Annotated in this window: 20 protein-coding genes; 1 reads left to right on the top strand and 19 read right to left on the bottom strand. The window is 33.1% G+C overall.

All coding sequences use genetic code 11. The annotated features are described in order from the left end of the window. Position 1: 1 nt before the first annotated feature. From tsaB to ABEB18_RS03475, 7 genes are all read right to left on the bottom strand, one after another. A complete protein-coding gene (tsaB, locus tag ABEB18_RS03505) occupies positions 2 to 670 on the bottom strand; it encodes a tRNA (adenosine(37)-N6)-threonylcarbamoyltransferase complex dimerization subunit type 1 TsaB (protein WP_348797666.1) in 669 nt (222 codons plus the stop codon). A 183-nt stretch (positions 671 to 853) separates the two neighbouring features. Beyond that, entirely contained in the window at positions 854 to 2,149 is a 1,296-nt protein-coding gene (locus ABEB18_RS03500) for an efflux RND transporter periplasmic adaptor subunit (protein ID WP_348797665.1), read from the bottom strand. Positions 2,150 to 2,155: 6 nt separating this feature from the next. After that, positions 2,156 to 3,532 carry a TolC family protein gene (locus ABEB18_RS03495; protein ID WP_348797664.1) on the bottom strand — a complete coding sequence of 459 codons (1,377 nt, stop codon included), beginning with the start codon at positions 3,530 to 3,532 and terminating at the stop codon, positions 2,156 to 2,158. Between the two features lie 80 nt (positions 3,533 to 3,612). Then, complete coding sequence (locus tag ABEB18_RS03490; RefSeq protein WP_348797663.1) at positions 3,613 to 4,731, bottom strand: efflux RND transporter periplasmic adaptor subunit; 1,119 nt, start codon at positions 4,729 to 4,731, stop codon at positions 3,613 to 3,615. 39 nt (positions 4,732 to 4,770) lie between these two features. Continuing rightward, positions 4,771 to 6,036: an ABC transporter permease gene (locus ABEB18_RS03485; RefSeq protein WP_348797662.1), complete on the bottom strand. Its 1,266-nt coding sequence runs from the start codon at positions 6,034 to 6,036 to the stop codon at positions 4,771 to 4,773. 2 nt (positions 6,037 to 6,038) lie between these two features. Beyond that, positions 6,039 to 7,283, bottom strand: coding sequence for an ABC transporter permease (locus ABEB18_RS03480; RefSeq protein ID WP_348797661.1), 1,245 nt, complete (start codon positions 7,281 to 7,283; stop codon positions 6,039 to 6,041). Further along, a complete protein-coding gene (locus ABEB18_RS03475; protein WP_348797660.1) occupies positions 7,276 to 7,977 on the bottom strand; it encodes an ABC transporter ATP-binding protein in 702 nt (233 codons plus the stop codon). The genes ABEB18_RS03480 and ABEB18_RS03475 overlap by 8 nt, the downstream gene beginning before the upstream one ends. Before the next feature lie 160 nt (positions 7,978 to 8,137). On the opposite strand from ABEB18_RS03475, the gene ABEB18_RS03470 reads away from it, so the two are divergent. Next, positions 8,138 to 9,553 carry a DUF4403 family protein gene (locus tag ABEB18_RS03470; RefSeq protein ID WP_348797659.1) on the top strand — a complete coding sequence of 472 codons (1,416 nt, stop codon included), beginning with the start codon at positions 8,138 to 8,140 and terminating at the stop codon, positions 9,551 to 9,553. 88 nt (positions 9,554 to 9,641) lie between these two features. Here ABEB18_RS03470 and ABEB18_RS03465 read toward each other — a convergent pair whose 3' ends face one another. The 12 genes from ABEB18_RS03465 to sov all read right to left on the bottom strand — a co-directional run bounded on the left by ABEB18_RS03465 (position 9,642) and on the right by sov (position 25,155). Next, positions 9,642 to 9,884, bottom strand: coding sequence for a hypothetical protein (locus ABEB18_RS03465; protein ID WP_348797657.1), 243 nt, complete (start codon positions 9,882 to 9,884; stop codon positions 9,642 to 9,644). Then, complete coding sequence (locus ABEB18_RS03460; protein WP_348797656.1) at positions 9,874 to 10,416, bottom strand: DUF420 domain-containing protein; 543 nt, start codon at positions 10,414 to 10,416, stop codon at positions 9,874 to 9,876. Before ABEB18_RS03460 ends, ABEB18_RS03465 begins: the two co-directional genes overlap by 11 nt. A 20-nt stretch (positions 10,417 to 10,436) precedes the next feature. Beyond that, positions 10,437 to 11,123 (bottom strand): SCO family protein, encoded by a 687-nt coding sequence (locus tag ABEB18_RS03455; protein WP_348797655.1) that lies wholly within the window; start codon positions 11,121 to 11,123, stop codon positions 10,437 to 10,439. Further along, the gene (locus ABEB18_RS03450) at positions 11,110 to 11,763 is read right to left on the bottom strand and encodes a hypothetical protein (protein ID WP_348797653.1); all 654 of its coding nucleotides are present in this window, start codon (positions 11,761 to 11,763) and stop codon (positions 11,110 to 11,112) included. The genes ABEB18_RS03455 and ABEB18_RS03450 overlap by 14 nt, the downstream gene beginning before the upstream one ends. Positions 11,764 to 11,842: 79 nt before the next feature. Next, positions 11,843 to 12,193: a cytochrome C oxidase subunit IV family protein gene (locus ABEB18_RS03445; RefSeq protein WP_348797651.1), complete on the bottom strand. Its 351-nt coding sequence runs from the start codon at positions 12,191 to 12,193 to the stop codon at positions 11,843 to 11,845. Positions 12,194 to 12,212: 19 nt separating this feature from the next. Next, positions 12,213 to 13,187 (bottom strand): cytochrome c oxidase subunit 3, encoded by a 975-nt coding sequence (locus ABEB18_RS03440; protein WP_348797650.1) that lies wholly within the window; start codon positions 13,185 to 13,187, stop codon positions 12,213 to 12,215. A gap of 42 nt (positions 13,188 to 13,229) precedes the next feature. Continuing rightward, positions 13,230 to 13,817: a cytochrome c oxidase subunit 3 gene (locus ABEB18_RS03435; RefSeq protein WP_348797649.1), complete on the bottom strand. Its 588-nt coding sequence runs from the start codon at positions 13,815 to 13,817 to the stop codon at positions 13,230 to 13,232. A 1-nt stretch (position 13,818) separates the two neighbouring features. Then, positions 13,819 to 14,721, bottom strand: a complete 903-nt coding sequence (gene cyoE / locus ABEB18_RS03430) for a heme o synthase (protein WP_348797647.1) — start codon at positions 14,719 to 14,721, stop codon at positions 13,819 to 13,821. A gap of 155 nt (positions 14,722 to 14,876) precedes the next feature. Then, positions 14,877 to 16,991, bottom strand: coding sequence for a gliding motility outer membrane protein RemB (locus tag ABEB18_RS03425; protein ID WP_348797646.1), 2,115 nt, complete (start codon positions 16,989 to 16,991; stop codon positions 14,877 to 14,879). Between the two features lie 166 nt (positions 16,992 to 17,157). Beyond that, on the bottom strand, positions 17,158 to 17,550 hold the full coding sequence (locus ABEB18_RS03420; RefSeq protein ID WP_348797645.1) for a VanZ family protein: 393 nt from the start codon (positions 17,548 to 17,550) through the stop codon (positions 17,158 to 17,160). Beyond that, positions 17,543 to 17,923 (bottom strand): glycine cleavage system protein GcvH, encoded by a 381-nt coding sequence (gene gcvH / locus ABEB18_RS03415; protein WP_348797644.1) that lies wholly within the window; start codon positions 17,921 to 17,923, stop codon positions 17,543 to 17,545. The genes ABEB18_RS03420 and gcvH overlap by 8 nt, the downstream gene beginning before the upstream one ends. Before the next feature lie 83 nt (positions 17,924 to 18,006). Further along, positions 18,007 to 25,155 carry a T9SS outer membrane translocon Sov/SprA gene (gene sov / locus ABEB18_RS03410; RefSeq protein ID WP_348797643.1) on the bottom strand — a complete coding sequence of 2,383 codons (7,149 nt, stop codon included), beginning with the start codon at positions 25,153 to 25,155 and terminating at the stop codon, positions 18,007 to 18,009. Positions 25,156 to 25,171 lie beyond the last annotated feature (16 nt).

The raw sequence follows: 25,171 nt of genomic DNA, 5'->3' as shown, positions 1-25,171 counted from the left end.
TTTATTGTTTTTTGGAAGTAACCAAAAAATCTTTCAAATAAAAAGGTTCAAAATAAGCGACATCTACTGTGTCGCTTTTTTGGTATTTAGTATAACTAAAAACACTCATCTCATTGGCAGATGGGTATTGAATTTCGTCTAGGAAAACAAAATTTTCTTTGTTTAAAACAGTTTTACACTTTTCGTTACAATCGCCTATAAAATATAATTTCTCAGAAAAATCATTAAAAGAATTTTCGGTAATAATTTCGGCCAAAACCGCTCTCTTTTTTTTCAAATCAGAACTAAAAATTGCATTGTAAACCTCCATCCTGCGAGCATCAATCATAGGAACAATCAAACCTTCCTCTATTTGCACTTTTGATGCTAATGTTTGTAAAGTATCAACCGCTATTAATGGGATATTTAAAGCATAACACAATCCTTTTGCAGCCGAAACTCCTATTCGCAAACCTGTATAAGAACCTGGTCCTTGACTTATGGCAATTGCATTTAAATCTGTCATTCTAATCCCAGACTCATTGATAATTTCTTCTATAAAAACATGCAAACGTTCTGCATGAGAATAGCCTTCATTGGCAATTTCTTTGCATAAAACAGTTTTTCCATCTTTTGCCAAAGCAACAGAACAATTTTTGGTAGCGGTTTCAATGTTGAGAATATAAGACACGTTGATTTTAGTTTTTAGATTGCTGAAGTTCGAATTTTAATTATGTACAATTCAAAACAAATCAGATACTGGTTATGGCGCAAATTTACATCGAATTTCTATAATTCTTATAAAAAAACAAAACACGCCTAGAAAACTCTAAACGTGCTGCTCTGTATTCATTTATAAAAAGGGTTTCAAACGCTATTTTTTCTTATCGGCTGCTGTTGGCACAAAAACTTTATCTCCCGAATTCAAATCTTTTGATACTGTGGTGTAAGGCCCAGTAATGACAACTTCACCTTTTTTTAACCCTGTCAACACTTCTATATTGGTGTCGTCTTGAATTCCGGTTTTAATAATTTTAATTTTAGCTTTATCGCCAACTTTTACAAAGATGCATTCATATTTTTTATCACTTTTCGGAGTTGCTTTTTTGTTGGTCTGATCCGAATCTGCCATATCCAAAACATTCACCGCTGTTGTATCCGATTTTACGACAACTGCACTGATAGGAACCTTTACCACATTGGTTCTAGTTGTGGTGATAATATCGACTGTGGCTGTCATACCAGGACGAAACGGAGAATAGGATGTAGGTTTTCCTTCCATCAAATCTTTATAGGAATCTTTTAAGATTCTCACTTTTACCTTAAAATTAGTAACTTGATCTGCAGTCAAAGTCGAACTGGCCGAATTAGAAATGCTGGTTACAATACCTTTGAACTGTTTTTTCAAATAAGCATCAACTTCAACATTAGCCGAATCTCCAACTTTTATTTTTACAATATCATTTTCGTTGACATCTACTTCAACTTCCATGTTATTTAAGTTGGCTACTCTCAAAAGCTCAGTCCCTGCCATTTGTTGCGTTCCCAGAACTCTTTCACCAAGTTCTACATTCAATACCGAAATTGTTCCATCAGCAGGAGCATAAATAACAGTTCTTCCTAAGTTATCTTTTGCCTCATTTACTGATGCAGAGGCACTTTGAACACTATAATAAGCCGATTGTTTATTGGCTTTGGCAACTTCAAAAGTAGAAATAGCTTTGTCCCAATCGGATTTAGAAATGATTCCTTTTTCGAACAATAATTTATTTCGCTCGTAATTGGCTTTAGCCTCATTATAAGAAGCTTCAGACTGACTTAATCCGGCTTTAGAACCCGACAAGTTGGCTACACTCCTATTCAATCCAGAGGTATATAAATCAGGATTAATTTTTACCAATAAATCCCCTTTTTTTACAACCTGCCCTTCTTTTATAGGCAAATCGATTATTTCTCCAGAAACCATTGAAGCCATTTTGACCTCAATTTCGGGTTGAATTTTTCCAGTAGCCGAAACCGTTTCGATGATTGTACCAACTTCGGCATTAGAAGTTTCAACTTCTTTTCCTTTGTCTTTGTTTCCAAGAACACCTGCTTTTGACAATCCAACCAACAAACCAATAAGTACTATTGCAACTCCCAGTAAAATATAAATTGTTTTTTTTGACATAGTAAACTAGTTTTTAGAAATTGGGACAATTGGAATTCCAAAATAGAATTCTAATATTTTTATTCTAAACATGTATTCGTATTTGGTTCTGATAACATCAGTTTGAGCGTTAGTCAACAATGTTTGAGCTTGTGTAAAATCGAAAGAATTCATTAATCCCACATCGTATTTTTCTTTAGCATAATTGTAAGACTGTTGTCTCGCTTCTAAAGTTACTGTGGCAGACTCATAGGTATTCAAAGCTCCTTTTGCATCTGTAAAAGCGGTATAAACATTGCGTTGCAAGTCTAAATTTTTCTGTTCTAAATCGATTTTAGATTTCTCTAAACTTACCTTATTTCTTTCTACATTATTACGAACCGAAAAACCATTAAAGATTGGAACGTTTAACTGAAGACCGAAATTATGTCCTTTATTATTATCAAACTGATCTAGTATTGGGTCTGGACCAGTTGTGTAAGGATTATTGTTAGAATCAAATTTTACTTGATCACTATAACTGGCTCTGGTATTAAAAGCATAAAATCCAGTAAGTGTAGGCTGATAAGCTCCTTTTGCGATAGCAACATTCTTTTCGGCGATTTCAAGATTGGTTTGAGCGAGTTTTAACTCTGTTCTTGTTTCTTTTGCCTTATTATAAATATCGATAGGCTGTTGCGACATAATGCTGTTTTCGTCTGCAATATTGGTATCATCAACAACATCAAAATCGGTAAACTCTTTTAATTGCAGAAGTTGAGCCAAGCTCAATTTTGAAATCAATAAATTATTTTCCGATACGGTAATATTTTGCTTATCGGTTGCAACAGTAGCTTTCAAATCAAATAAATCACCACGTGGAATTGACCCAGCATTTACCATTTCTTCTGAACGCTTCAATCGTTTTTCGTCTATGCTCAATTGCTCTTTTTTTACTTTTAAATCTTCCTTGAATGATAAAATTTGAAGGAAAGCATTAGCCACGTTTAACGATACATCTTCTTGCATTTTCAATAATTGGTATTGAGAGGCAATAACTGACAATTTTGATCTTTGATATGTATTATGATTTTGTAAACCTTTATAAATATCTACACCTGCATTAATACCTACTGATGAATACTGGGTGGTTTGATTTCTAAGCACACCTGTAGTAACATCCTGATTTAAACCAATATTCCAAGAATGAGAGGCGTTACCATTTACAGCAGGAAGGTAATTCCCAAATGCATCTTTTTTATTAATATCTGCATTTTCTAAGTCCAATTCCGAATTTTTAATCGTAATGTTATTGTCCAATGCATATCGTACGCATTCTTCTAAGGTCCATACCTTTGTTTGTGCTTGAGAAGAAAGCCCAGCAAGAACAAGAAAAGCAATACTTATATAATTTCTTTTTTTCATTTTATATTAGGATAAAAGCGCAAATATCTCACACTTATTTAACTTATATTTTATTTTGCATCAAAACCTATAATCGAAAATTAGTTTGGTTTAGCTTCTTCGGTAATTAATCCTTGGTTCCAAATTTTTATTTTATCCGAAGCCGTGATGCCGCTCTTAACATAGACATAAATTCCGTCACTTACACCCAAAACCAAATCTTTTCGAACAAACTTTTGCGGTGCTGTTTCGATCTCTACATACGGTTTTTGAGTTTTTTTATCGAATTGAACTAGTGATTCTTTTATAGCCAAAACTTTATCTGCTTTTTCTAAAATAATAGATGCATTTGCGCTTAGACCCGCTCTAATAAAAGTAGCATCTGTATTTTCTAATGATGCCTTTATTTCGAACTGAATGGCACCGTTTTCAGTAACTCCTTTAGGAGCAATATACGTTAGGACAGCAGTAAATTTTTTATTTTCAATGGCACCAACTGTTATCTCGATTGGCATTTTTTCTTTTATTTTTCCTACCTCAGACTCGTCTATTTTACCCACAAAAATCATTCGCCCAACATCTGCAACGCTAGCAATGGTAGTCCCTTCGTTAAAATTATTACTTTCTATAACTTGGTTTCCGACTTTTACAGGAACATCTAGAACCATTCCGTTTACTGTAGAACGAATTAACGTATTGGCATAACTTCCCAAACTAGCAGTAGTACCTGTTTTTACAATATCTAAATTTTGTTTAGCCGAAAGATAACTTTGTTTGGCTTGCTTATAAGCCAATTGAGCCGCATCAAAATCGTTGGCCGAGATTACTCCTTTATCAAATAATGTTTTTTGTCTTAAAAATACTTTTTCTTGATTATCTAAAGCAATTTTGGCAGTTTGCACTTGATTTTGTGTATTACTTACATTAGAAACATTAGCGACTACTCTAATTTTAGCTATCATATCGCCTGCTTTAATTTGCTCACCTGCTTTGATATAAACTTTTTCGATAATACCTGAAATATTTGGTTTTATCAAAACCTCCTCATCTGGCTGAATATTTCCTGTCGCAATAGTATTTTTCACAATTGTTTTAATTTCAGCTTTTTCAGTTTTATAAACAATTGGCGATTCTTGATTTTTGGCATACAAATAATATAATGCGCCAAAAAACACTAAAGCGATAAAAATTAAAATAGTTACTGTTACTCCTTTTTTCATTTTGTTTTTGGTTTAATCGATTATTTTTTGATTGATAATTTATTCTGTTCGTAAAGCATCTACTGGTTTTACATTGATTGCGGTTTGTGCCGGAATAAATCCTGCTAACAAACCTGAACCTACTAATATTAATAATGCAACAAATACAACTCCCAAATCGACACTTGGATTTGCAAACATGGTATTGCCATCTGAGGGTTGAGAATCTAACATCATATTTAAAGCGGCAATAATTCCCGTGGCAACTGCAATTCCTAGCATACCCGAAATAATTGTCAAGAATATTGACTCGGATAAAATTTGCCCTCGAATAGCCGCTGGTGTGGCTCCAAGAGCTCTACGTATTCCTATCTCTTTGGTACGCTCCTTTACCACAATAAGCATGATATTTGAAATTCCGATAACACCCGAAATCAAAACCAATGTTCCTACAAAATAGGCTATGATTTTTAAGATACTAAATAAACTTTGCACTTTGTTAAATTGTTCGTATAAGTCAAAATTACCAACTGCCCTATCATCTTCTGGATTTACTGAGTGCAGTATTTTGATTTGTTCCAAAATTTTGGGTTTCAAATCGGTAATAGATTTATCATCTTTTGCCGTTAGTGCCATCCAACCTACTTTGTCACCATAATTGAAAGCTTGTTGAAAAGTTGTGAAAGGAATAAAAATATTTTTTTGCTCTTGCTCTGCATTACCACCTTGCTGTTTAGAATTGTAAACCCCAACCACCATAAAGTTGATATTATTAATTTTGATATAAGTGCCTATTGCCTCTTCTTCTTTTTCATAAAGTTCAGAAATAACCCCCTTGCCAATCACAGCTATTTTACGTCTTTCATTAATGTCTTGATGGTTGATAAAACGTCCTTTGGTGATATCCATTGGTTGTTGCTTGATGAGCTCTGGGTAATCACCATAAATTGTAAAAGAAGAGGTTTTAGTCCCTCTGACTACGTTATTTGTCCCATTAAAATCACCTAATTGATTTCTAGGTGATACGTATAATAAATCTGGAAATGTTTCTTTCAAGACCAAAACATCACTATTCCTAAAATCATAGCGACGAGTTTTAGGTAGGCCTTTATAGGCTTTTGATGTTGTTTGGCTCCACATAAACATAGTATTGGTAGCAATTCCGTCAAAGCCCTTTTTGATTCCATTTTCTAAACCTTTACCTGCCGCCAGTAATATGACCAAAATAAAAATTCCCCAAAACACTCCAAAGGCCGTCAATACAGTTCTAAAAACATTGGCTGTCAATGCTTGTAAAATTTCGTCCCAATTATCTTTTTTAAACATGATTATTCGTCTCTAAGTGCTACAATAGGTTTAATTTTGGCGGCTCTATAAGCTGGAAAAAAACCAGCCATTGCACCTGCGAATACCAATAAAAAAAGTGTTGTTAATGCCACACCAAAATCGACTTCTGGGTGTCTAAAATATTCGCTCTGTACCATCGGCCCAACAAATTCTAACAGCAACAAACTTCCTAATAGGCCGATAAATCCAGAAATAGTTGTTATAAAGATTGATTCATGAAGAATCATCGTAATGATAGAAAATGGAGAAGCGCCAAGTGCTTTGCGGATTCCAATTTCTTTTGTTCGTTCTTTTACAATTATCAGCATAATATTACTCACCCCTACAACACCAGCAATTATGGTACAAATCCCAACCCACCAAAAAAACAATCGGATAAAAAGGTTTAAATCATAAAATCTTTTTACGTCTTCGACAGAATTATAGACTCCAATTCCGCTATCGTCATCAGGAGCTACTATATTTTTACTTTTTAATAAAAATTTTAAATCTTCGGTAAACTTTTTAGACTGTGCCAAAGCTGCATCATAGTCATCCGTTTTTTTTAAGGTAAAAAACAAATTGCTTATTTTATCTCCACCTCCATAAGTTCTTTGAACAGTAGTTCTAGGTAAATAGGCTCTCGCTTCTTCTCGTTCGCCTCCTGGGTCTGTAAAAACTCCTATTACTTTAAAACTAATTTTATTAATCAAAATCTCTTTCCCAATTGCATCTTTATCTTTGAACAAATCCGTTTTAATTTTCATCCCAATAGCAGCCACTTTCTCATTATTTTCAAGATCCTTGCTGTTTACAAAACGTCCTTGTACAATGGTAAGATTTTCAACCAATCCATAATCAGGATCAATCCCTCTGTATTGATAAGAACCTGATTCTTTTCCATACGAAAATTCAGCCCCCCAAAAATTATAACTTGAAGATCTTATATCTAATTTGTCTTCAAATTTTTGAACACTTTGCGAATAATCACTATTTCTTAACTGAATTTGTCTGCCAGGATTTAATCCTTTATACTCTTTTGTTGTAGCCCCACTCCAAACTTCGATTGTCCCTTTAGCATCGCGCTCAAATTGTTTTTCGATACCGTTTTGAAGTCCTTTTCCAGCTCCTAACAAAATAACTAAAATAAAAATACCTGAGGCTACCGAAACTCCAGTTAGAAAGGTTCGCAATTTATTTTTAGAAATCGATTCGAATATTTCTTGCCAACGTTCTATATTAAACATAAGATGATGCTCTAACTTGTTCTACCATTTTATCATCGATAATAAGTCCGTCTTTTAGGACAACATTTCTTTTGCACATTGCAGCAATATCAGGCTCGTGGGTAACAATCAAAATGGTCTTTCCTTCGTCATTAATTCCCTGAATAAGTTCCATAACTTCATAAGAAGTCAATGTGTCTAATGCTCCGGTAGGTTCATCGGCCAATAACACTTTTGGGTTTGAAGCCAATGCCCTGGCGATTGCCACACGTTGTTTTTGTCCTCCAGAAAGTTCGCTAGGCAAATGATGAATGTGTCCTCCTAAACCAACTTTTTCTAAATATTTTAATGCAATAGCATTGCGTTCTTTTCTTTTGATCCCTTGGTAATACAAAGGCAAGGCAACATTATCTAATGCATTTTTGTAATTTATCAAATTGAAAGATTGAAAAATAAAACCCAAAAACTTATTTCTATATCGTGAAGCAATTGTTTCGTTTAATTTTTTAATTGGCACATTATCCAATGTATAAAGTCCTGAATCGGCCTCATCAAGTATCCCTAAAATATTCAACAAAGTAGATTTACCTGAACCTGACGAACCCATAATAGCAACTAACTCACCTTCTTTTATACTGAAATTAATTCCTTTTAGCACATGTAATTCTGCATGTCCCATTTTATAAGATTTATGTAAGTCTTTAATTTCAATCATAACATTATATATTAAAAAAATAAAAATCACTCAAAGTAAAATTGACCATTTAACAAAATAATCAACTCAAAAACATAAGACATAAAATTAACAAATTTGTTACAAGCTGATCTGAAAATATATGAATGAATAATTAAATTTGCTATCAAAAAAAGTTAAAATGCTAAAACACTTTTATCAAAAAAGCCTATCTATACTAATCCTTACATTAATGATTAGTTGCTCATCAACTTCTTCAAGAATTGAAGCTCTAAAACCAGAACCCGATGATGCCGTTCCCTTAACTTACACCAGTGTTCCATCGTTTATAAATCTTCCAGTTAGCATCAAATTAAAGGAGATCGAAAAACAAACCAATGCTTTGATGAATGGTTTAATCTACGAAGACAATAAAATAGATGATGACAATATCGAAATTAAAATATGGAAGCAAGCTCCTATACAAATCACAAATAACTCCGAAAAAGAGGGAAACAAAATAAAAACGGTTCTCCCTTTAAAAGTTTGGGTAAAATATCGAATTGGCACAAAAACAATGGGGGTCGATTTGACCAAAAATCAAGAATTTAACCTAAACGGAGAAGTGACCTTGTTAAGTGATGTTAGTTTGAATAATTGGAAATTAAGTTCAAAAACCAAATTAAAATCTCTTGACTGGGTTGAAAGCCCAACAATGACAGTTTTTGGGAAGAACATGCCTGTAACTTACATTATAAATCCTGCCATAAGTTTATTTAAAACAGATATTGAAAAAAGCATCGATTCAGCTATAGAAGACTCTATGGATTTTAAACCCAATGTAATGGATGCTTTGTCTAAAATTTGCACACCATTTGAAATGAGCGAAGCATATAAAACTTGGCTCCGAATAGTCCCGATAGAAGTATATTCTACCAATGCAAAGTTAAAAAAGGATTCATTTATTCTCAATATGGGTATGAAATGCAACATGGAAACCATGGTTGGAAAAAAACTCGAATCAAAATTTGACCCAAACAAAATAACGCTAAAAGCAGTTGACAATATCCCTAATCAAATAGCAGCGAATATTGCAGCTCTATCTACCTATCAAGAAGCATCTCGATTGATGACTGCCAATTTTGTCGGGCAAGAATTTGGATCTGGAAGTAAAAAAGTCAAAGTTCAAAATGTAGCGATTTGGCATAAAGAAGGGAAAATAGTAATTGCTTTAGACCTTTTAGGATCTGTAAACGGGACGGTTTATTTAACTGGTATTCCACAATACAACGACACAACTAAAGAAATTTATTTCGATAAATTGGATTATGTTTTAGATACCAAAAGTAGGTTAATGAGAACTGCAAACTGGCTCGCTCAAGGACTTATTTTAAGAAAAATGCAGGAAAGTTGCCGTTATTCAATTAAACAAAACCTAGAAGAAGCCAAACAGAACATGGCTTTGTATTTAAACAACTACTCGCCAATGCCAGGCGTGTTTATTAATGGAAAAATGGAAAACATCCAATTTCAAAAAATAGACCTCACCAATCAAGCAATTATAGCTTTTATAACTGTAAACGGCTTAGTAAATGTTTCTATTGATGGTTTAAAATAGAGCAAATATCATAAAAAAAGGCAGTTTCAGAAGACTTTCGCTGAAACTGCCTTTTTTTATCGGTAAATATTTTAAATGATAAAAGAATCTAAGATTTCTTTTTTTTCATTCGGTAAACATAATATCCTAAAGCGGCGACCAAGACATAAGGAATAACCATCAAATAAACAATACCATCATTGATCGCTTCGGCCTTTACTTTGTTTTCATCACCTGTCAAAGCAGCTCTACACATTGAACATTGTGCAAAGGAATAAAGTGAAAATCCTAAAAAGAAAATTACAGATAAAATCACTTTTTGTTGGTTCTTAAATTGGCTTCTAACTAACATAATAAGGAGAAATCATTATATAAACTATTACGCCAGTTACGGCAACATAAAGCCAAATAGGAAATGTAATTTTGGCAATTTTTTTGTGCTTATCAAACTTTTCAGCCAAAGCCCTAACATAGGTTATCAAAACCAACGGAATTATCACTATTGACAACACTATATGCGTTACTAAAATAAAGAAATACAACGCTCGCATAAAACCTTCTCCACCATATTTGGTTGAATCTGCAGTCATGTGATAGGCAACATACATTACTAAAAAGGCAATTGAACAACCAATAGCTATTTTCATCAATAATTCATGTCGCTCTCGGTTTCCATTTTTAATGGCAACAACAGCTGCAACTAATAAAAAAGCTGTAATTCCGTTTATCGTTGCATATATTGGAGGTAAAAAAGACAGCGGTTCAACATCGAAACCAAAATCTTTCAACTTTACTTTAAAAAGGATTGCAACTACCGCAGGGATTGCAATTGATAACAACACAATCCATTTATTATATTTTTGTTCTAAATTATTATTCTTCATTACTTCTTTTTACAACTTAATTATTCCTTTAACAATATCTGAATGTCTTGCTGTATGTCTCTTACTCCTTTTTTTTCTAAACCATCATAATACAAAATAGGATTACCATAATCATCCTTTCTACATCTGATATTACCATTTTTGTCAATTAAAGCAAAAAGACCTGAGTGTTCAAAACCTCCTGCTACCTTATTATTCTCGCCAACATATATATTGAAACCTTTGTTTGATAAATTATAAATAGCCTCTTTATCGCCAGTCAAAAAATTCCAATTAGCAGATTTAACCCCAAGTAATTTTGCATGTTGTTTTAAAACTTCAGGAGTATCATGAACGGGATCTATTGTTATAGAAACGATGCCAAAATTTGGATTTCCAAAATAAGTGTTTTGTAAAGTAATCATATTGGCGTTCATTTTTGGACATATCGAAGGACAGGTCGCAAAGAAAAATTCTAAGACATACACTTTTCCTTTGTAAAAATCATTTGTGATTTTTTTATTCTCCTGGTTGATCAATTCAAATTTTGGCGCTGGACCAATTTTAACCAATTTATGATCTTCGGTATTTGAACCGCCAACTTGATCCAAACGATTACCTTGAACGATACTATTATTTTGAACTCTATCTATAATTTTCGGAACTGCATAAATTCCAAAAACTAGAATGATAAAGGAAATACCGATATATGATTTATTCTTTAACATCTAATTGTTTTGTTGCGTTATGATTCTTTTTTAAAGCGGCACGATATTCATAAAGAATGATTTTAAAATCGTCCAACATTTCATTACTCAATTCAGACGGATGAAAAGTATTATAGCCTTCTTTATAATCTTTTACTTCTTTTCGTCCTCTAAGATTACGTTCCTTATCAACAATATAAACATTTGGTGTCCCAAAATCATTTCCTAAAGAACCCTTTAATTTCAATTGAGCGTAATACAATTTAATTTCTACAGGTGTTGCAAATACGAAATGCCATTGACTTACATCTGTAAATGCGCCTAACGCTTGAATAACGGCTTTTACATCGTTTTCTGTTCCTAGCGGAGCCAAAACAACAAATTGTAAATCTTTAAATTTATGATAACGTTGGTAAATTTTTTCATTTAAGTTAAAATAATTGCCTCTATTTTTAAGGATTTCGGTTCCCGAAAAACCCAGAATGGTTATTTTATTATCTAAAGATACTTTTTCTCCATTCAACGATTTCCACTCACCCAAATCTGGAATCTTTGTGGTTATTACGGGTAATTTTGTAAAGCTATTAACACCAGATGCAAAAAACAAATACGCTACAATTGGCAATACAAATAAGATAAAAAGAACAATATTTTTTTTCATTAGGAAGTAGAATTAATTGTATTAAAATAAAAAAAGGCATCCGTAAAACGGATACCTTTAATTTTGAATTAATATCTTATTAAAAATTCCATTTAATAGTAGAATTTCTAAAAACCTCAAATACATAATCACCTTCAGTTAAAAGAATAAATATTAAATAGCAAACCAAAAATACCAAAGGATATACCACTGAATTTCTCAATGAGCTTTTTTCTCCTTCCATATGCATGAATGCCCATACAATATAATATGCTTTAACTAATGTTAGTATGATAAACAACCAGTTTAACCAATTCATTGTTAAAAAATTGTTCATATATAGAGCGTCTGGTCTTACGATACCAAATGCAACTTCAACTATTGTAATCAAAGAAAGTATTCCAAATACTGTCCAAATTCTTTTTGTATTAGATACGTGTTCGTGTGACATAATAATATAACCTAAATAATTAAACTAAATAGAAGAATGTGAATACAAATACCCAAACTAAATCGACAAAGTGCCAGTATAACCCCACTTTTTCAACCATTTCGTAACTTCCTCTTTTTTCATAAGTCCCTAATAAAACATTAAAGAAAATAATGATATTAATTACGATACCTGAAACTACGTGGAATCCGTGGAAACCAGTAATAAAGAAGAAGAAATCAGCAAAAAGTTTATTTCCATACTCATTATGAGTAAGATTTGCACCTTCGATAACCAATTTAGCTTGATCCATACGCACTAAAGATTCTTCTCTTGAAAGAACAACTTTCTTTTTGTCTTTGCTTAGGGTTTCTATACGTACTAAAACATCTGGATGTTCTTTGAAACCTGCTTGAACTTCAGCTACCGTATAAGAAGGAATAGCCGATTCTTCCATAAACCATTTTGATTTATCTCTAGTTAATTGTTCTCTTTCTACTGGAAGTTTTTTTGCAAAATCTGCTAAAGCAAGACGATGACCTTCTCTATCCACGAATTGCAACAAACTACCTCCTGTTGTCTCTACTGCTCCATATTCACCTTTGATAAAGTTTTTCCACTCCCATGCTTGAGAGCCAACGAAAACAAGACCTCCAATGATTGTTAAAAACATATAAAGTGCAACTTTATCTTTTTTCATTTGATGTCCTGCATCTACAGCCAAAACCATAGTTACAGATGAGAAAATCAAAATAAATGTCATTAATGCTACATAATACATAGGAGCAGATACTCCATGTAAGAAAGGGAAATGTGTAAACACCTCATCAGCCAAAGGCCAAGTTTCAATAAATTTAAATCTAGAAAATCCGTAGGCAGCTAAGAATCCTGAAAAAGTTAAGGCATCTGATACGATAAAAAACCACATCATCATTTTACCATAACTAGCTCCTAAAGGTTCATTTCCGCCTCCCCATGTTTTTTCACTATTTGCAGTAGTAACTGTCGCTTCCATAAAAGTTATTCGTTAAAAAGTTCCCAAATTTACGTTTTTTTCTTATTTAAAGAAATATAAAAATAAAAATAAATACACCCACAAGAAATCAAGAAAGTGCCAATACATCGCACCTAGTTCTATTCCAAGAGTTTGAGTTGAATTATATTTTTGTTTAAAATGATTATAAATAATAACCAGCAATGATATCACACCTCCTGCCAAGTGCAACAAGTGAACCAACACTACAATATACAGAAAAGTTGTAGTAATTGTACTCGCACTTCCTGTAAAATAATAACCTTGTTCAACTATTTGACTAAAACCAACAAATTGCAACACTACAAACAAAATTGCCAATACCAATGTCGCCAAAAGTAAAATAGTTGTTTTCTTATGTTCGTCTTTTTGAATTGCTTTTTTGGCTAGATGAAAAGCAACACTGCATCCCAAAATAGCAACTGTACTTAAATAAAAAGCTGATGGCAATTGGAACTCTTTAAGCCAATCGACTCTTGACTGACTCACGACATAAGCACTGGTTAAACCAGCAAACATCATAGTCATACTTACCATCGCAACCATTAACATCAACTTATACGATTTTGCCGTTCTCGCTTTATACTCTTCGGCTGTAATTGAAACTCCCATATTATCTTAAAAATTTATCTACTATATATATTAATTGCAATAACGTAATATAAGAAACACTCACCAGCATAAGTGTTCTAGCTGCTTTAGCTGTCTTTATGTGATACAAACGAACAGCATAATACAACATCCAAAGTCCAAGCAACAATACCAAAACCGCTGCAATTGGAGTGATAAACAAGCGCCCCGTATAACCCAAAGCAGGCAATAAAGAAGCAATTACTAACCAAACTGTATATAAAATAATTTGCAACGAAGTCCCTTTATCTTTCTTACCCGTTGGCAACATAAAGAAACCTGCTTTTTCATAGTCTTCGTATAAAAACCAACCAATAGCCCAAAAATGAGGAAATTGCCAAAAAAACTGTATCAAAAACAAAGTTCCAGCTTCGATTCCAAAACTATTTGTAGCAGCAACCCAACCCAACATAAAAGGTATTGCTCCTGGAAATGCCCCAACAAATACAGACAAAGGTGTAAGGGTTTTTAGCGGAGTATAAATACTGGTGTATAAAAATATCGAAATCGCACCAAACATAGCCGATTTTGGATTGATACTATACAATAATGCCACCCCTAAGACGGTTAAAAAAGTAGCTAAAAACAACGCCAGATTAGGAGACATTTTCCCTGATGCAACGGGACGATTTTTGGTTCTATCCATCAAAGCATCTAAATCTCTCTCGATAACCTGATTGTAAGCATTAGAAGCTCCAACCATACAATAACCCCCAATAGCAAGTTTTAACAAAACCAGCCAACTAAAAGAATGGAGATCATCAAAACCAAGTACATACCCAGCAATTGAAGAAAAAACAACACTTATGGCTAACCCAGCCTTAGTTATTGCTTTGAAATCAAGATATATAGACTTAAAAGAAACGGGATTTGAATTTGTACTCAATGCAGATAATATTGGTATTTTTTCTAAAATTTTCGCAAAGATACAAATAAGCGTTCAAAAAAGGCCAATGATTTTAAAATTTGAAAAAAAAGTTACTGTTTTTCAATCAATTCTCAATAAATACTTATTAAAGCTCTCCTATCAGAGAAAAAACATTAATAATCAAAATACCAATTGAACACATCTGATCTAAATCCTATAGTAAACCAAGATGTCTGTTCTTTAAAAACAGTAGCCGTAGTAGCAGTTGGATTAAAATTTCGATATAAAAAATTACCAAAGAACTTAAAGTTTGTAGCTGGATTTACAAGATATCCAACTTGAACCTCAGAAATAAAAACATTCGTTTTATTACCCTGACCTACTTTGACCCCGCTATCATAAGGTCTCTTGTCATCATAATCTTTATATATATTTTGTCCGTAATTAAGATCATCTGTTTCTGTATCAAAATCAAAACCACGAGTTCCTAGGGTAAATTTCGCATTCGCATAAAGTCTATTTTTATTATAATAACCTAACAAAACCAATTCTTCAAAATTTCCTCCCCACTGGTGCCCTAAGCTTTGATTATTATGCCCGTAATTAGTAATTGGTTCACTATGGGAATACACATAAGGGCGAACATGATTATACTCCAGCTGCATGGTTAAATTTTGAACATTGAATGCATTAAAATATTTAGCCCCTAATTGATAACCTAATTTATTTTTCCAACTCCCTTCTCCTGATACAATATCGCCAGTAGAAAACTCATCAATTAACAATTGACCATAAAGATTCACTTGATTGCTCCACTTATATTTTGAAGTCAGCCCCAAAAGAGCATTTCCACTTCTGGAAGAAGAAGTAAACTCGACTGCTCGATAAAACACAATTGGATTAATAAAATTTGCATCAAAACCTCTTCCGTTAGAATTTGTCCAAATTACAGATTCAAAAAAACCTAAATTCAATCTATTAGAAACATTCCAACTCAAATAATGATTCACTGCGTATTTTGAGGCATAGGTTTTATCAACAGTAACATCAGGACGAACATCCTTTAGCCACATATAATCTACTGTGTATTTTATCTTCCAGAAATTAAGATCAATTTTAAAAAAAGGATACGGACTTGCCCCATCGCTCAACATTAGCGAACGGTAACCATCACCAATAAAATTTTTCCCATACCCTAACTGCAAGTCTAAAAATTTAGCAGCATTATAGGTAATATTAGCATCTGCCAAAGGAAAATCATAAGAATCAGTTTTAAATTCTTTAGCAATTCCGATACCTGGAATAATGGCTGGATTTCCACCTGAAGGCTTAATTGAATTCGCATAGGCATTATAATAGTCGGCAAAACGTCCTTGACTTTCATAGAATGTAGTTGTAAAATTAAGACGAGAACCAATTCCTCCCTTAAAATTTAAAGCTCTTGTATTGACATACGTATAATCGTAAGAACTTGGATTTGATATTCCAGCTTGAACATTAAACAGAAAATTCAATGCGAACCAATAATCCTCCCCTTGAATTTGTGCTAAATTTTCGTTCCATGTTTTTCGGCCTAACCAACTCGTTTTGTTTTTCATCAAATCCGCATTAACTTTTTGGAAGTCATAATACTTTTTAACTTCGGCATAAGTATATGGTTTTGATGCTGTGTGGTTATTGCTTCCTATTCTATTTATTGCCGCATCAAATTGAGCATAATAACTATGAGAAAAAGGAATACTCAAATGACTTTCAAATTGTGGATTATTAAATTTTTTATAAACAATACTATCCAATTCGGTCAATCCTGCATTGATATTAATGTTTTCATTTTTAATGGCAGCCGCTTTCTTAATCTCATCTGGAGACAACAATGGGATCGCGATATTCAAATTAAACTTAGAATAGGTTGGATTTCCATTATAAGTAGGTGGATCTATTGTTGGAAAATTCCCAAAAACACGTTTGGTTTCGGTTACCAATTCTTCATTGTCAGAATTCACATATAAGACTTTGAACTTTCCATTAGAATCGACTTCAAACAACACATTGATCGTTCCTTGGTATTGATTTTGTTTTAAATTTTCGGGAACTTGAAAATTACGATACACCAACTGTTGCACTTCGTTATAAAAACAATTCTTCAACTCTTCTCGTTGTAAATCTTTGCAACTTAAAAAAACTGGAAAACGTTCTACAGAAAAATCAGATGTATGAGCAACTGGAGTTTGAGCTTTTAGCACAAATGCAGAAAAAATTAAAAGAAAAACTAAACCTTTTTTTATCATTATTATTTATATATCAATCTCGGGCATAAGTAAAACTCTAAAAAGCCATATAGATTGGGTTGAGACATCCCTGTTGGTTTTTCAATGACTGTTTTATTTTACATTCATAAATTACAAATTAAATTCAAAAAACCAATAGAAACAAAAAAACCCACCGAAGTGGGAATTATTTTTTTAAAATTGAATCTAAAAGATTCTTGTTGTAACAAAGTTGTGTCGCAATAACTGACAATCCTGCACCAACTAAATTTGCCACAACATCTAAGGCATCAGCTTGTCTTGTTGTTGTAAAAGTTTGTTGCAAAATCTCTATTAGTATTCCAAAAAAAAAGGAAACCATAAAGGAAAACAACAATGGTTTAAATATTGAATCGAGTTTTAGTTGCTTATAAAAAAAAAGAAACCAAAGAAAAGTAAGTACAAAATAAAAAAATGCATGAATACATTTGTCAATATTTGGAATACTTACAACAGGTATTGCACTAGCTTTTATCAAACAAAAATAGGTAATGCAACCTGCCCATATTATAGCAACTAAAAACAGAAAAAATTTAGGCACCAATAAGTTCTTTATAAGCTTCACTAGAAAGCAATTGTTCAACTTCAGAAGGATTAGAAATCTTAACTTTTATCATCCATCCGTCTCCATAAGGATCTGCATTTACGCTTTCAGGTGTACTCTCCAATGCATCATTAAAAGCGATAATTTCTCCAGACAATGGAAGAAACAAGTCAGAAACCGTTTTTACCGCTTCAACAGTACCAAAAACTTCATCTTTATCCAAAGTTTGATCTAAAGTTTCTACTTCAACATAAACAATATCACCTAACTCTTTTTGCGCAAAATGTGTAATTCCTACAGTCGCGATATCTCCTTCAAGACTAACCCATTCGTGATCTTTTGTGTATTTTAAATTTGCTGGTATGCTCATAAAATGATAATTGATAATTAATATTTATTTTTTGCACAAATGTAACAATCTTATACAGAAATAAGAATTAGATTTTCGAAAAATTAATTCCCAAAATTATACCTAAATGTAAAACCTGAACTAATATTAGTCAAAGGATATGAGGTAGAAATAACTGGCTCCGAAAAAGAATGATTGTAATAAAATATTATAGTAAGATTTTTACTCAACGAATAATCAGCTGTTGCATTTAAAGTCCAAATATTTTGTCCTCCTCCCAATTGATTGTTATCATAATCTAAATAACGTACGATGGTTTCGTTATCTCTAAAGGTTAAATCGGCTTTGATATTAATGTCACTCTTTATAATTCCAGTTGGATTATCGGCTAGTTTCGAAGAGAAAGTTACATCTTTTATACGATAACCCAATCCAACCACATACTCAACACCGTGCACTTCGGTCAACAAATTATTATCAAAACTCATAGACAAAGCTCTGTCTTTGTTAATTTGTGTCAACAATTTAAAAGAATTTTTTAATTCAAAATCCACTTTAATTAATGGATTAAATTGTTCGACTAAGGTAACATTAGACATAATGGTTGGACTGTAATAATTACCACTCTCATCTAAACCATTTGGGTTATTTGTATAATTATAATTTGAAGTAAAAGAATTAACAGTATAAGAAGCTCTATAATTTTGTTGAAGAGAGAATCGTTTAAATCTTTTCTTAAAAAACTCATATCGCATTAACCCATTATATCGAATAGCCCAATTGGGTATAGGGAAATTTTTGAAAAGATCAAACGAAACCTTCTCGGCACTTGTACCTGTATAAGCAGCCAAAAACGAAGGCAACAAAACGGCTTGACTAGAACTCGAATAACCTAAAGGGAATCCTTTTTCATCAAGATTGGCAGGATCGGTAATATCAATTCCTCTTTCGACAGCCAACCTGTTTGCAACAGTAAGTCTATTGCTTCTAAATTGATCGAAAGCCGTTGATCTTGTTGCGTCACTCGTTGAAAAAGAAGTTTTAATTAAGACAGTCGAGATCGAAAATATTCCAGAATTGTACGGTGACAACGGTTTATATACTCCTGTAGATGCATCGTACTGTTCAGAGTGATTTTCTGAAAGTGAACGATCTGCCAACAAATCAATTTTAAGATCTGGTATTACTTCTAAATTTGCAGAACCCTTAAACGTTTGATTGTTTACTGTTGCATAATTTTGATTGTACTCATAATAGGTTGTTAGCCAACCATTCTTGGCCGCTTGATAACGAACATCTTTTTGACTACCAAAAACAAATCCCAAAGTAGGTTTTGATGATCCAAAGAAACCAACACTTTGTGTATAACCTGGTAAAACTGTTCCTTGATTTTCATTGAAACTCAACTGAACATTTTTTACACTTGTCAGTACTCCAATTAATCCATCCACGAACTCACTACGATTACTACTTTTTACTGGATTCGCTTTTACGATTTTCTCACCTGGTTTTGGAGGGGCTGTCGATTTGGGTTTTGCGTTGGTTGTCCCTTTAGTAAGGCCTAAATATTTATATAGCGTTTCCATATTAAAAGTTGCGTTCAAAATACTTGTCTTAGCATTTTGAACAGTATTTCCTAAATCATAAGACACTCCGCCTATTTCAATTTCATTTAAAGCATCTGAAGATTTTTGCCAACTATAATCTCCCGTGTAAGAATAATTAGCCTTAATGAAACTAAAAATTGGAATTTTGTTTAATGGTATTTCATAATTCAAAACAAACTGTTGCATATGATAATTAGGATTACCAATATCAAAATAACCATCCCAAATTGTAACATTGTCCATAGGCTCATCAAACTCATCTAGGTAATTTTTTACCAAATTCCTTGAGGCACCGGTATAATTAATTTTTAAAGATTTGGTCAAATTAAAATTAAATCCATATTGGTAATTAAATCCAAAATTCCTTCTATACATTGGTTCGAATCCGATACCAATATCTTCAACTTGTCTATATTGTTGTTTGATATTTTGTCGAACAACATTGGTATTGAAAGTCAAATTTGAAGGTAAATAATTAAAATTCAGATCGCTCAAAAACTTCCAATAACTGCTTTTTTTAGTGAATTTTGATTTTTGAAAAGGTTCAACAGATTTTGATTGAAAATTATAAGCATAATCTAAAGTTGTTCTTGATTGTTGATCGATATTCTTTTCAATTTCAAAATCGTGGCTCTCTACCTCATTATAATATTGAGAAAAAGTAAAATTTTCTACATCATAAGGTTGAGATTTCTTCTCTGGCAAACGATCTTTACGAACACCAATTAGATTGATGCTCTTACGCTTAGTATAATCTATAGCCTGAGTTAATTTTGATTTTCTTTCCTCATCGGTTTCAGCATTATCCAAAACTTGTTTCAACTTAATATCTTCATAATAAGGATCATATTCTGGAGTAATGATTTCTTCACCAATAGAATAATTAAAAGGCAAACTCACCCCCCATTTTTTAGGCAAAAACCTTCCTAAATTGATATTGGTAACGATATTATATTGCTGAATATCCTCTCTACTCCTTTCATTTGGGCCTTGCTCTATTGTTCCGAAACCAAACGTTTTCATATTACCGCTAAAGGAAACTGTGGCCAGGTCGGCAAAATTTGTATCAATATTTAACAAAGCAGCCATACCGCCTTTATTATCCATATTGGCCAAACGAAGCTCGTTGAACCAAACTTCCCCTTTTATATCCTGATGTTGTTCGTTACTCTTAACACCAAGCATAATATTCCTAATCAAACCTAAATTAGGATTTCCTTTTATCCCCAATCGCAAGTTTGAATCTCCGTCACCATCTTCTACATCTGGGTCATCATCAGAATAATAAATTCCGTCATCCGGTAAGGTTGTCTTATCTACTTTTAAATATTTTAATTTTAATTGGGTTAATAATTCCAGTGCCAAATCGATCTCGTTTTCAGATGGCCAAACCAAATCTGCGTTAATGGGTGAACAATTTTTATCTGTAGAAGTAGATGAAGTTGCAGTTACCTTTAATGGAATTTCGATTTGATAAAAATCAGTAGAATAATCGGCACCAATACGTATAAATGCTACCATTTGATCGTCTTTCAATTCAATCTCACCAGGCAATGATTCGGCATGTAAAAACATTTTAAGTTTATTATACTGACGCATATCAATATTAAAACTTTTAAAGGCACCACGCCCATCCAAAGGTTCTAATCCGTTACCAGAAACTCGCATCGATAACGATTGTTCATTCTGATTGATTACAGTATTATTATTATACAATTGCTCTCTTTGAACACTTGGGGGACTGATATAATTTACAGGACATCTACTAGAATTTTCTTCAATATTAACTGATGCCGTTTCAAAAATAGTTCCATCGTCATTTATAGTTGCATCATTCGGATCCAAAGAGTTTTCATAACGTCTCCATTCGCCACGAATCAGGTCTAAAGCACCAAAACGCAAGGTAACCTGATCGGTAAAATTGGTCATAAACATTCTCATAAAACGAATGGATCTAAAATCTGAAATAGTTCCAATTGTGTTTTCAGGTTGAGAAATTGGAATTTTAAACTGTATCCATCTAGATTCGGTAGTCGTTCCATTTGCCAAAGTAACTACTGTATTTCGTATATCCGAAATATAATTTTGGCCGACTTCCATGTCAGGCTTCATATCAATACTGTATTCATAATAAGCATTGATAGTATTCATTGTGTTATCTCTATTTACATCCTCAACATCTGGAAGAGTTGTTGAACCTCTATTGGCCGAATCGACATTGATGGTTGAGTTGTTCTCTACCCCATTATAATTTTTATAGCGATCAAGTACGTTTCCATCTGTGTTGAGATAATAAACATAATCATCTCCAGCAGGATCCGCTTCGGAAGCATAATTATTATAAACCGTTGCTTCTTGTGTCGATGAAAGACCATCAAAACCTATATCTTGAGCCACACGATTGCTTTCGTTGTTATCAAATGCATAAATCAATGATTGTGAAGCTGGAGCATTACCCCAAACTGGTGCTGGATTTACCAAAACCTGATCTGATCCAAAACCGTTTTCATATACTTTTCGCCCATCTTTTAAAACATCTTCGGAGATTTCACCTAGATTAAAGTAAATTTTACCAGAATTCGAATTTGCAGTCTTTCCTTCTCCCACATAGGGATCCATTACCCAAAACTGGATATACTCGACATTACTTTGCTCAAAATTGGTTGCTGCTAATGATCTAATAATACCTCCAAAATTTTCGGTAGGTGCACTATCAACATTCAAATTATTATTATAAGGCCCTCGCTCTTTTGGATAATAACTCAAATCCAAAGTACTCACAACAAGGGACTGCCCTTGAACAATATCAGTTAGAGGATACAACTCTTCGCTATAGACTCTTCGTGTCGCATTTGTAGATAAATCATCATTAGAGATACCAGATGGCTTAGAGGTATAGAAAACAGGATCTATCGTGTACCAAGAAAGTTTAGCTCTTTTATAACCATAGTCCAGTCCATTTAAATTTCCATTAAAATCATACGGACTATTGGTGTTGTTTTCGGGTGTCGAAGACAATGTCCACGAATATGGGGAACGCAAATCTATTGTGGCTTGAGAACTTTCAAAATCATCTACGTAAATTGTAGATTCTCCTTCAAATTTATCACCATCGGACGCATTGGGCATCAAATAGGCAAATTCGCCGCTTATCGAAATATTCGAAGGCGCATCTGTATCGATATTGGGTAATTTATTTACTAAACGAGTAAAAAATGGAACTTGTGAAGAATAATTACCATGAAATCCAAAAATACTGTTGTTAACTGATTCTTGGCCATAGCTCGATTTTTGGGTAAATGGTTTTTCTCTCAAATTCAAAAAGGTGGCCCCAACCATAAAATTCTCTGAGATTAAATGATCTACATTTACCCCAAAAAACCTTCTAGTTTGTTGCCCGAATACCGAGTTGTTTTCTAATGAAATTTCAATTGGTGTATTAGATGCCTGCAAAGATGGATCTAGAATTTGAACTTTCCCTAATTGATAATTCACACTATAATCAACACCTTCTACTAAAACTCTTCCAGCTGCAGTCACCTTAACTGATCCTATCGGAACATTAAATGCCCCTATCGATATTCCATCGCTACCAACAGATTTGTATTTTCCTTTCAAAAGAAACTTGTTCACTTCGGGGTATTGTATTGCACCAGCTTGTGTAACACGGTACATATACGGATTCACATATTTTTTTTGATTAGCGTTATAGGTTGTAACATCATTATAGTCTTCTGTTGATCCTGGTGTTTTTAATTTAGAGAACAATAATTCCCCAAAAGGTTCTTTGGTAGTAAAAATCAGCCGCCCGTTTTGAGTATCTACTGTCATTCCAGAGATAAAATCAAAAAATCCATCTCCACCAGTTTGTGGATCATTATTGTAATTTAATTTATCAACATTAAGAACTCTCAGTAATGTTGTATTTTCGATTGTATTTTCAGGTGTAGGATTACTCGGAAATGGAGTACCGGTGACTGGAGTAATATAATTTAAGGCCGAAGGATTTTTATACAAGATATTCATTCTAAAATCTTCTTGCGATAATTGATAAGCCCCCTGAATTTGATAGATGTTTTTCATCATCAAATTCCAAACTGGATTGGTAATATTGGTCAAACTACTTTTTAGCATTTTCAAAACCAATGTTTGCGAAACAACTGTTTGAGAAGATTGACTACCATTAACAACTGTTGCTTCTACACCATCGTTTCCAAATTCCCCTACTTGATAAATTTTGTCTCCAACAGAATATTGATATGCCACAGCCAAAATTTCGTCATTGGCTAATTTTTGTTGCAATGAAATATAACCCAACTGAGCATTGAAAGTGTACTCGGTAGATAATAGTTTTCTTGCGTTTTCTAATTTGGCATAATCTTGACCTTCACTAACAGTAATTGCAGACGAAAATCCAGAACTTGCCGTTACAATTTCACGAATATTACTATTCAGATAACCGGTATTATTAGTTATCAGAGCAGGATTATATAAGTTATTAGTATTATCCGTAGGTGAGTTGGCTGGATTAACAAACATCCCTGTAGAAGGGTTTAACACAACCACTTTATTATCTGGTAAACCCGTTATTTGTGATTCACCTAAATCTTGTAGTGCTATTATATTTCTTAAATTATTGCTAGTAGCATTTACTCTATTTTGTCGATTGGTTACCCAAACTTCGATACGGGTTATTTGAACTCTAGAATTAATAAAAGGATAATCTTTTAGCGCTTCGTCATATTTAGCTCTAAAATATTGAGATAAGAAAAAGTGTCTATCACTATCATAATCCAACCCATACATTTCAAATTCTTGAATGGTTCCTCCTCCTTGCGCAGTTACACTTTTGGCTTGCGATTTTTGTTCTGAAAAAACTCCAGTTACAGTGGTTTTTCCAAACTGTAATTCTGTTTTTACCCCAAATAAACTTTGTGCTCCTTGAATCAAAGTGCTATTTAGTGGCATACTTATATTACCTACTTCTACTTTTCGGACGATATCATCTTCTTCGGGAGTGTATTCTAATTTTAATAAATTTTGGAAAGCAAAAGTAGATTGTGTATCAAAATTTGCATTTACCTGAAGTCGTGTTCCAACTTTCCCCAATAAACTCATACTAATTCGTTGATTAAAATCGAATGATGTATTGGTTCTGTTTCTTGGAGAAAATGCTGGATTATCTTGTTTTGTATATAAAACACCTAAATCAATTTCGATTGATCCAGTTGGTTTTACATCGATAGTATTGCTTCCAAAAATAGATTCAAAAAGTCCCGATCTCACATAGTACCTTGGTAATAAATCTTTCTTTGCTTTATCGCTTCCTTCTTTATTACCATCGATAGCATCCAATTTTTTCGCAAAATACTGGTTCATTGACTCTTTCAGCATCAATTTTTCGTATTCTTCGGGAGTTAAAACAATTGGATAATTAATATTAAAATCGTCTATAGAGCTTGTATAGACATAAGTATCTGTAACAGGATCATAGGTATATGCAGACGATATGCTCTTTGGGTTTGCCAATTGCAATTTCCCTACATCATACCCTTTCTTAACCGTATCTTGTACAACTCCTTGATCTTGAGCTCGAGACACAAAGCCACAAAGTAATACCAGCAAAAAAACGTAGATTTTATGCATATCTATTAGGTTTCTA

The organism is Flavobacterium adhaerens, from assembly GCF_040045115.1.
GTDB classification, from domain to species: domain Bacteria; phylum Bacteroidota; class Bacteroidia; order Flavobacteriales; family Flavobacteriaceae; genus Flavobacterium; species Flavobacterium adhaerens.
This window is presented reverse-complemented; position numbering and strand designations above follow the sequence as displayed.

What these genes read in the sequence shown, in the direction of transcription:
- ABEB18_RS03500 (WP_348797665.1), bottom strand. Translation starts at nt 2,149, where the DNA reads ATGTCAAAAAAAACAATTTATATTTTACTGGGAGTTGCAATAGTACTT.
- ABEB18_RS03495 (WP_348797664.1), bottom strand. Translation starts at nt 3,532, where the DNA reads ATGAAAAAAAGAAATTATATAAGTATTGCTTTTCTTGTTCTTGCTGGG.
- ABEB18_RS03470 (WP_348797659.1), top strand. Translation starts at nt 8,138, where the DNA reads ATGCTAAAACACTTTTATCAAAAAAGCCTATCTATACTAATCCTTACA.
- ABEB18_RS03435 (WP_348797649.1), bottom strand. Translation starts at nt 13,817, where the DNA reads ATGGGAGTTTCAATTACAGCCGAAGAGTATAAAGCGAGAACGGCAAAA.
- ABEB18_RS03450 (WP_348797653.1), bottom strand. Translation starts at nt 11,763, where the DNA reads ATGAAAAAAAATATTGTTCTTTTTATCTTATTTGTATTGCCAATTGTA.
- sov (WP_348797643.1), bottom strand. Translation starts at nt 25,155, where the DNA reads ATGCATAAAATCTACGTTTTTTTGCTGGTATTACTTTGTGGCTTTGTG.
- ABEB18_RS03485 (WP_348797662.1), bottom strand. Translation starts at nt 6,036, where the DNA reads ATGTTTAAAAAAGATAATTGGGACGAAATTTTACAAGCATTGACAGCC.
- ABEB18_RS03440 (WP_348797650.1), bottom strand. Translation starts at nt 13,187, where the DNA reads ATGGAAGCGACAGTTACTACTGCAAATAGTGAAAAAACATGGGGAGGC.
- ABEB18_RS03445 (WP_348797651.1), bottom strand. Translation starts at nt 12,193, where the DNA reads ATGTCACACGAACACGTATCTAATACAAAAAGAATTTGGACAGTATTT.
- ABEB18_RS03460 (WP_348797656.1), bottom strand. Translation starts at nt 10,416, where the DNA reads ATGAAGAATAATAATTTAGAACAAAAATATAATAAATGGATTGTGTTG.
- ABEB18_RS03465 (WP_348797657.1), bottom strand. Translation starts at nt 9,884, where the DNA reads ATGTTAGTTAGAAGCCAATTTAAGAACCAACAAAAAGTGATTTTATCT.
- ABEB18_RS03425 (WP_348797646.1), bottom strand. Translation starts at nt 16,991, where the DNA reads ATGATAAAAAAAGGTTTAGTTTTTCTTTTAATTTTTTCTGCATTTGTG.
- ABEB18_RS03480 (WP_348797661.1), bottom strand. Translation starts at nt 7,283, where the DNA reads ATGTTTAATATAGAACGTTGGCAAGAAATATTCGAATCGATTTCTAAA.
- ABEB18_RS03490 (WP_348797663.1), bottom strand. Translation starts at nt 4,731, where the DNA reads ATGAAAAAAGGAGTAACAGTAACTATTTTAATTTTTATCGCTTTAGTG.
- gcvH (WP_348797644.1), bottom strand. Translation starts at nt 17,923, where the DNA reads ATGAGCATACCAGCAAATTTAAAATACACAAAAGATCACGAATGGGTT.
- ABEB18_RS03455 (WP_348797655.1), bottom strand. Translation starts at nt 11,123, where the DNA reads ATGTTAAAGAATAAATCATATATCGGTATTTCCTTTATCATTCTAGTT.
- ABEB18_RS03475 (WP_348797660.1), bottom strand. Translation starts at nt 7,977, where the DNA reads ATGATTGAAATTAAAGACTTACATAAATCTTATAAAATGGGACATGCA.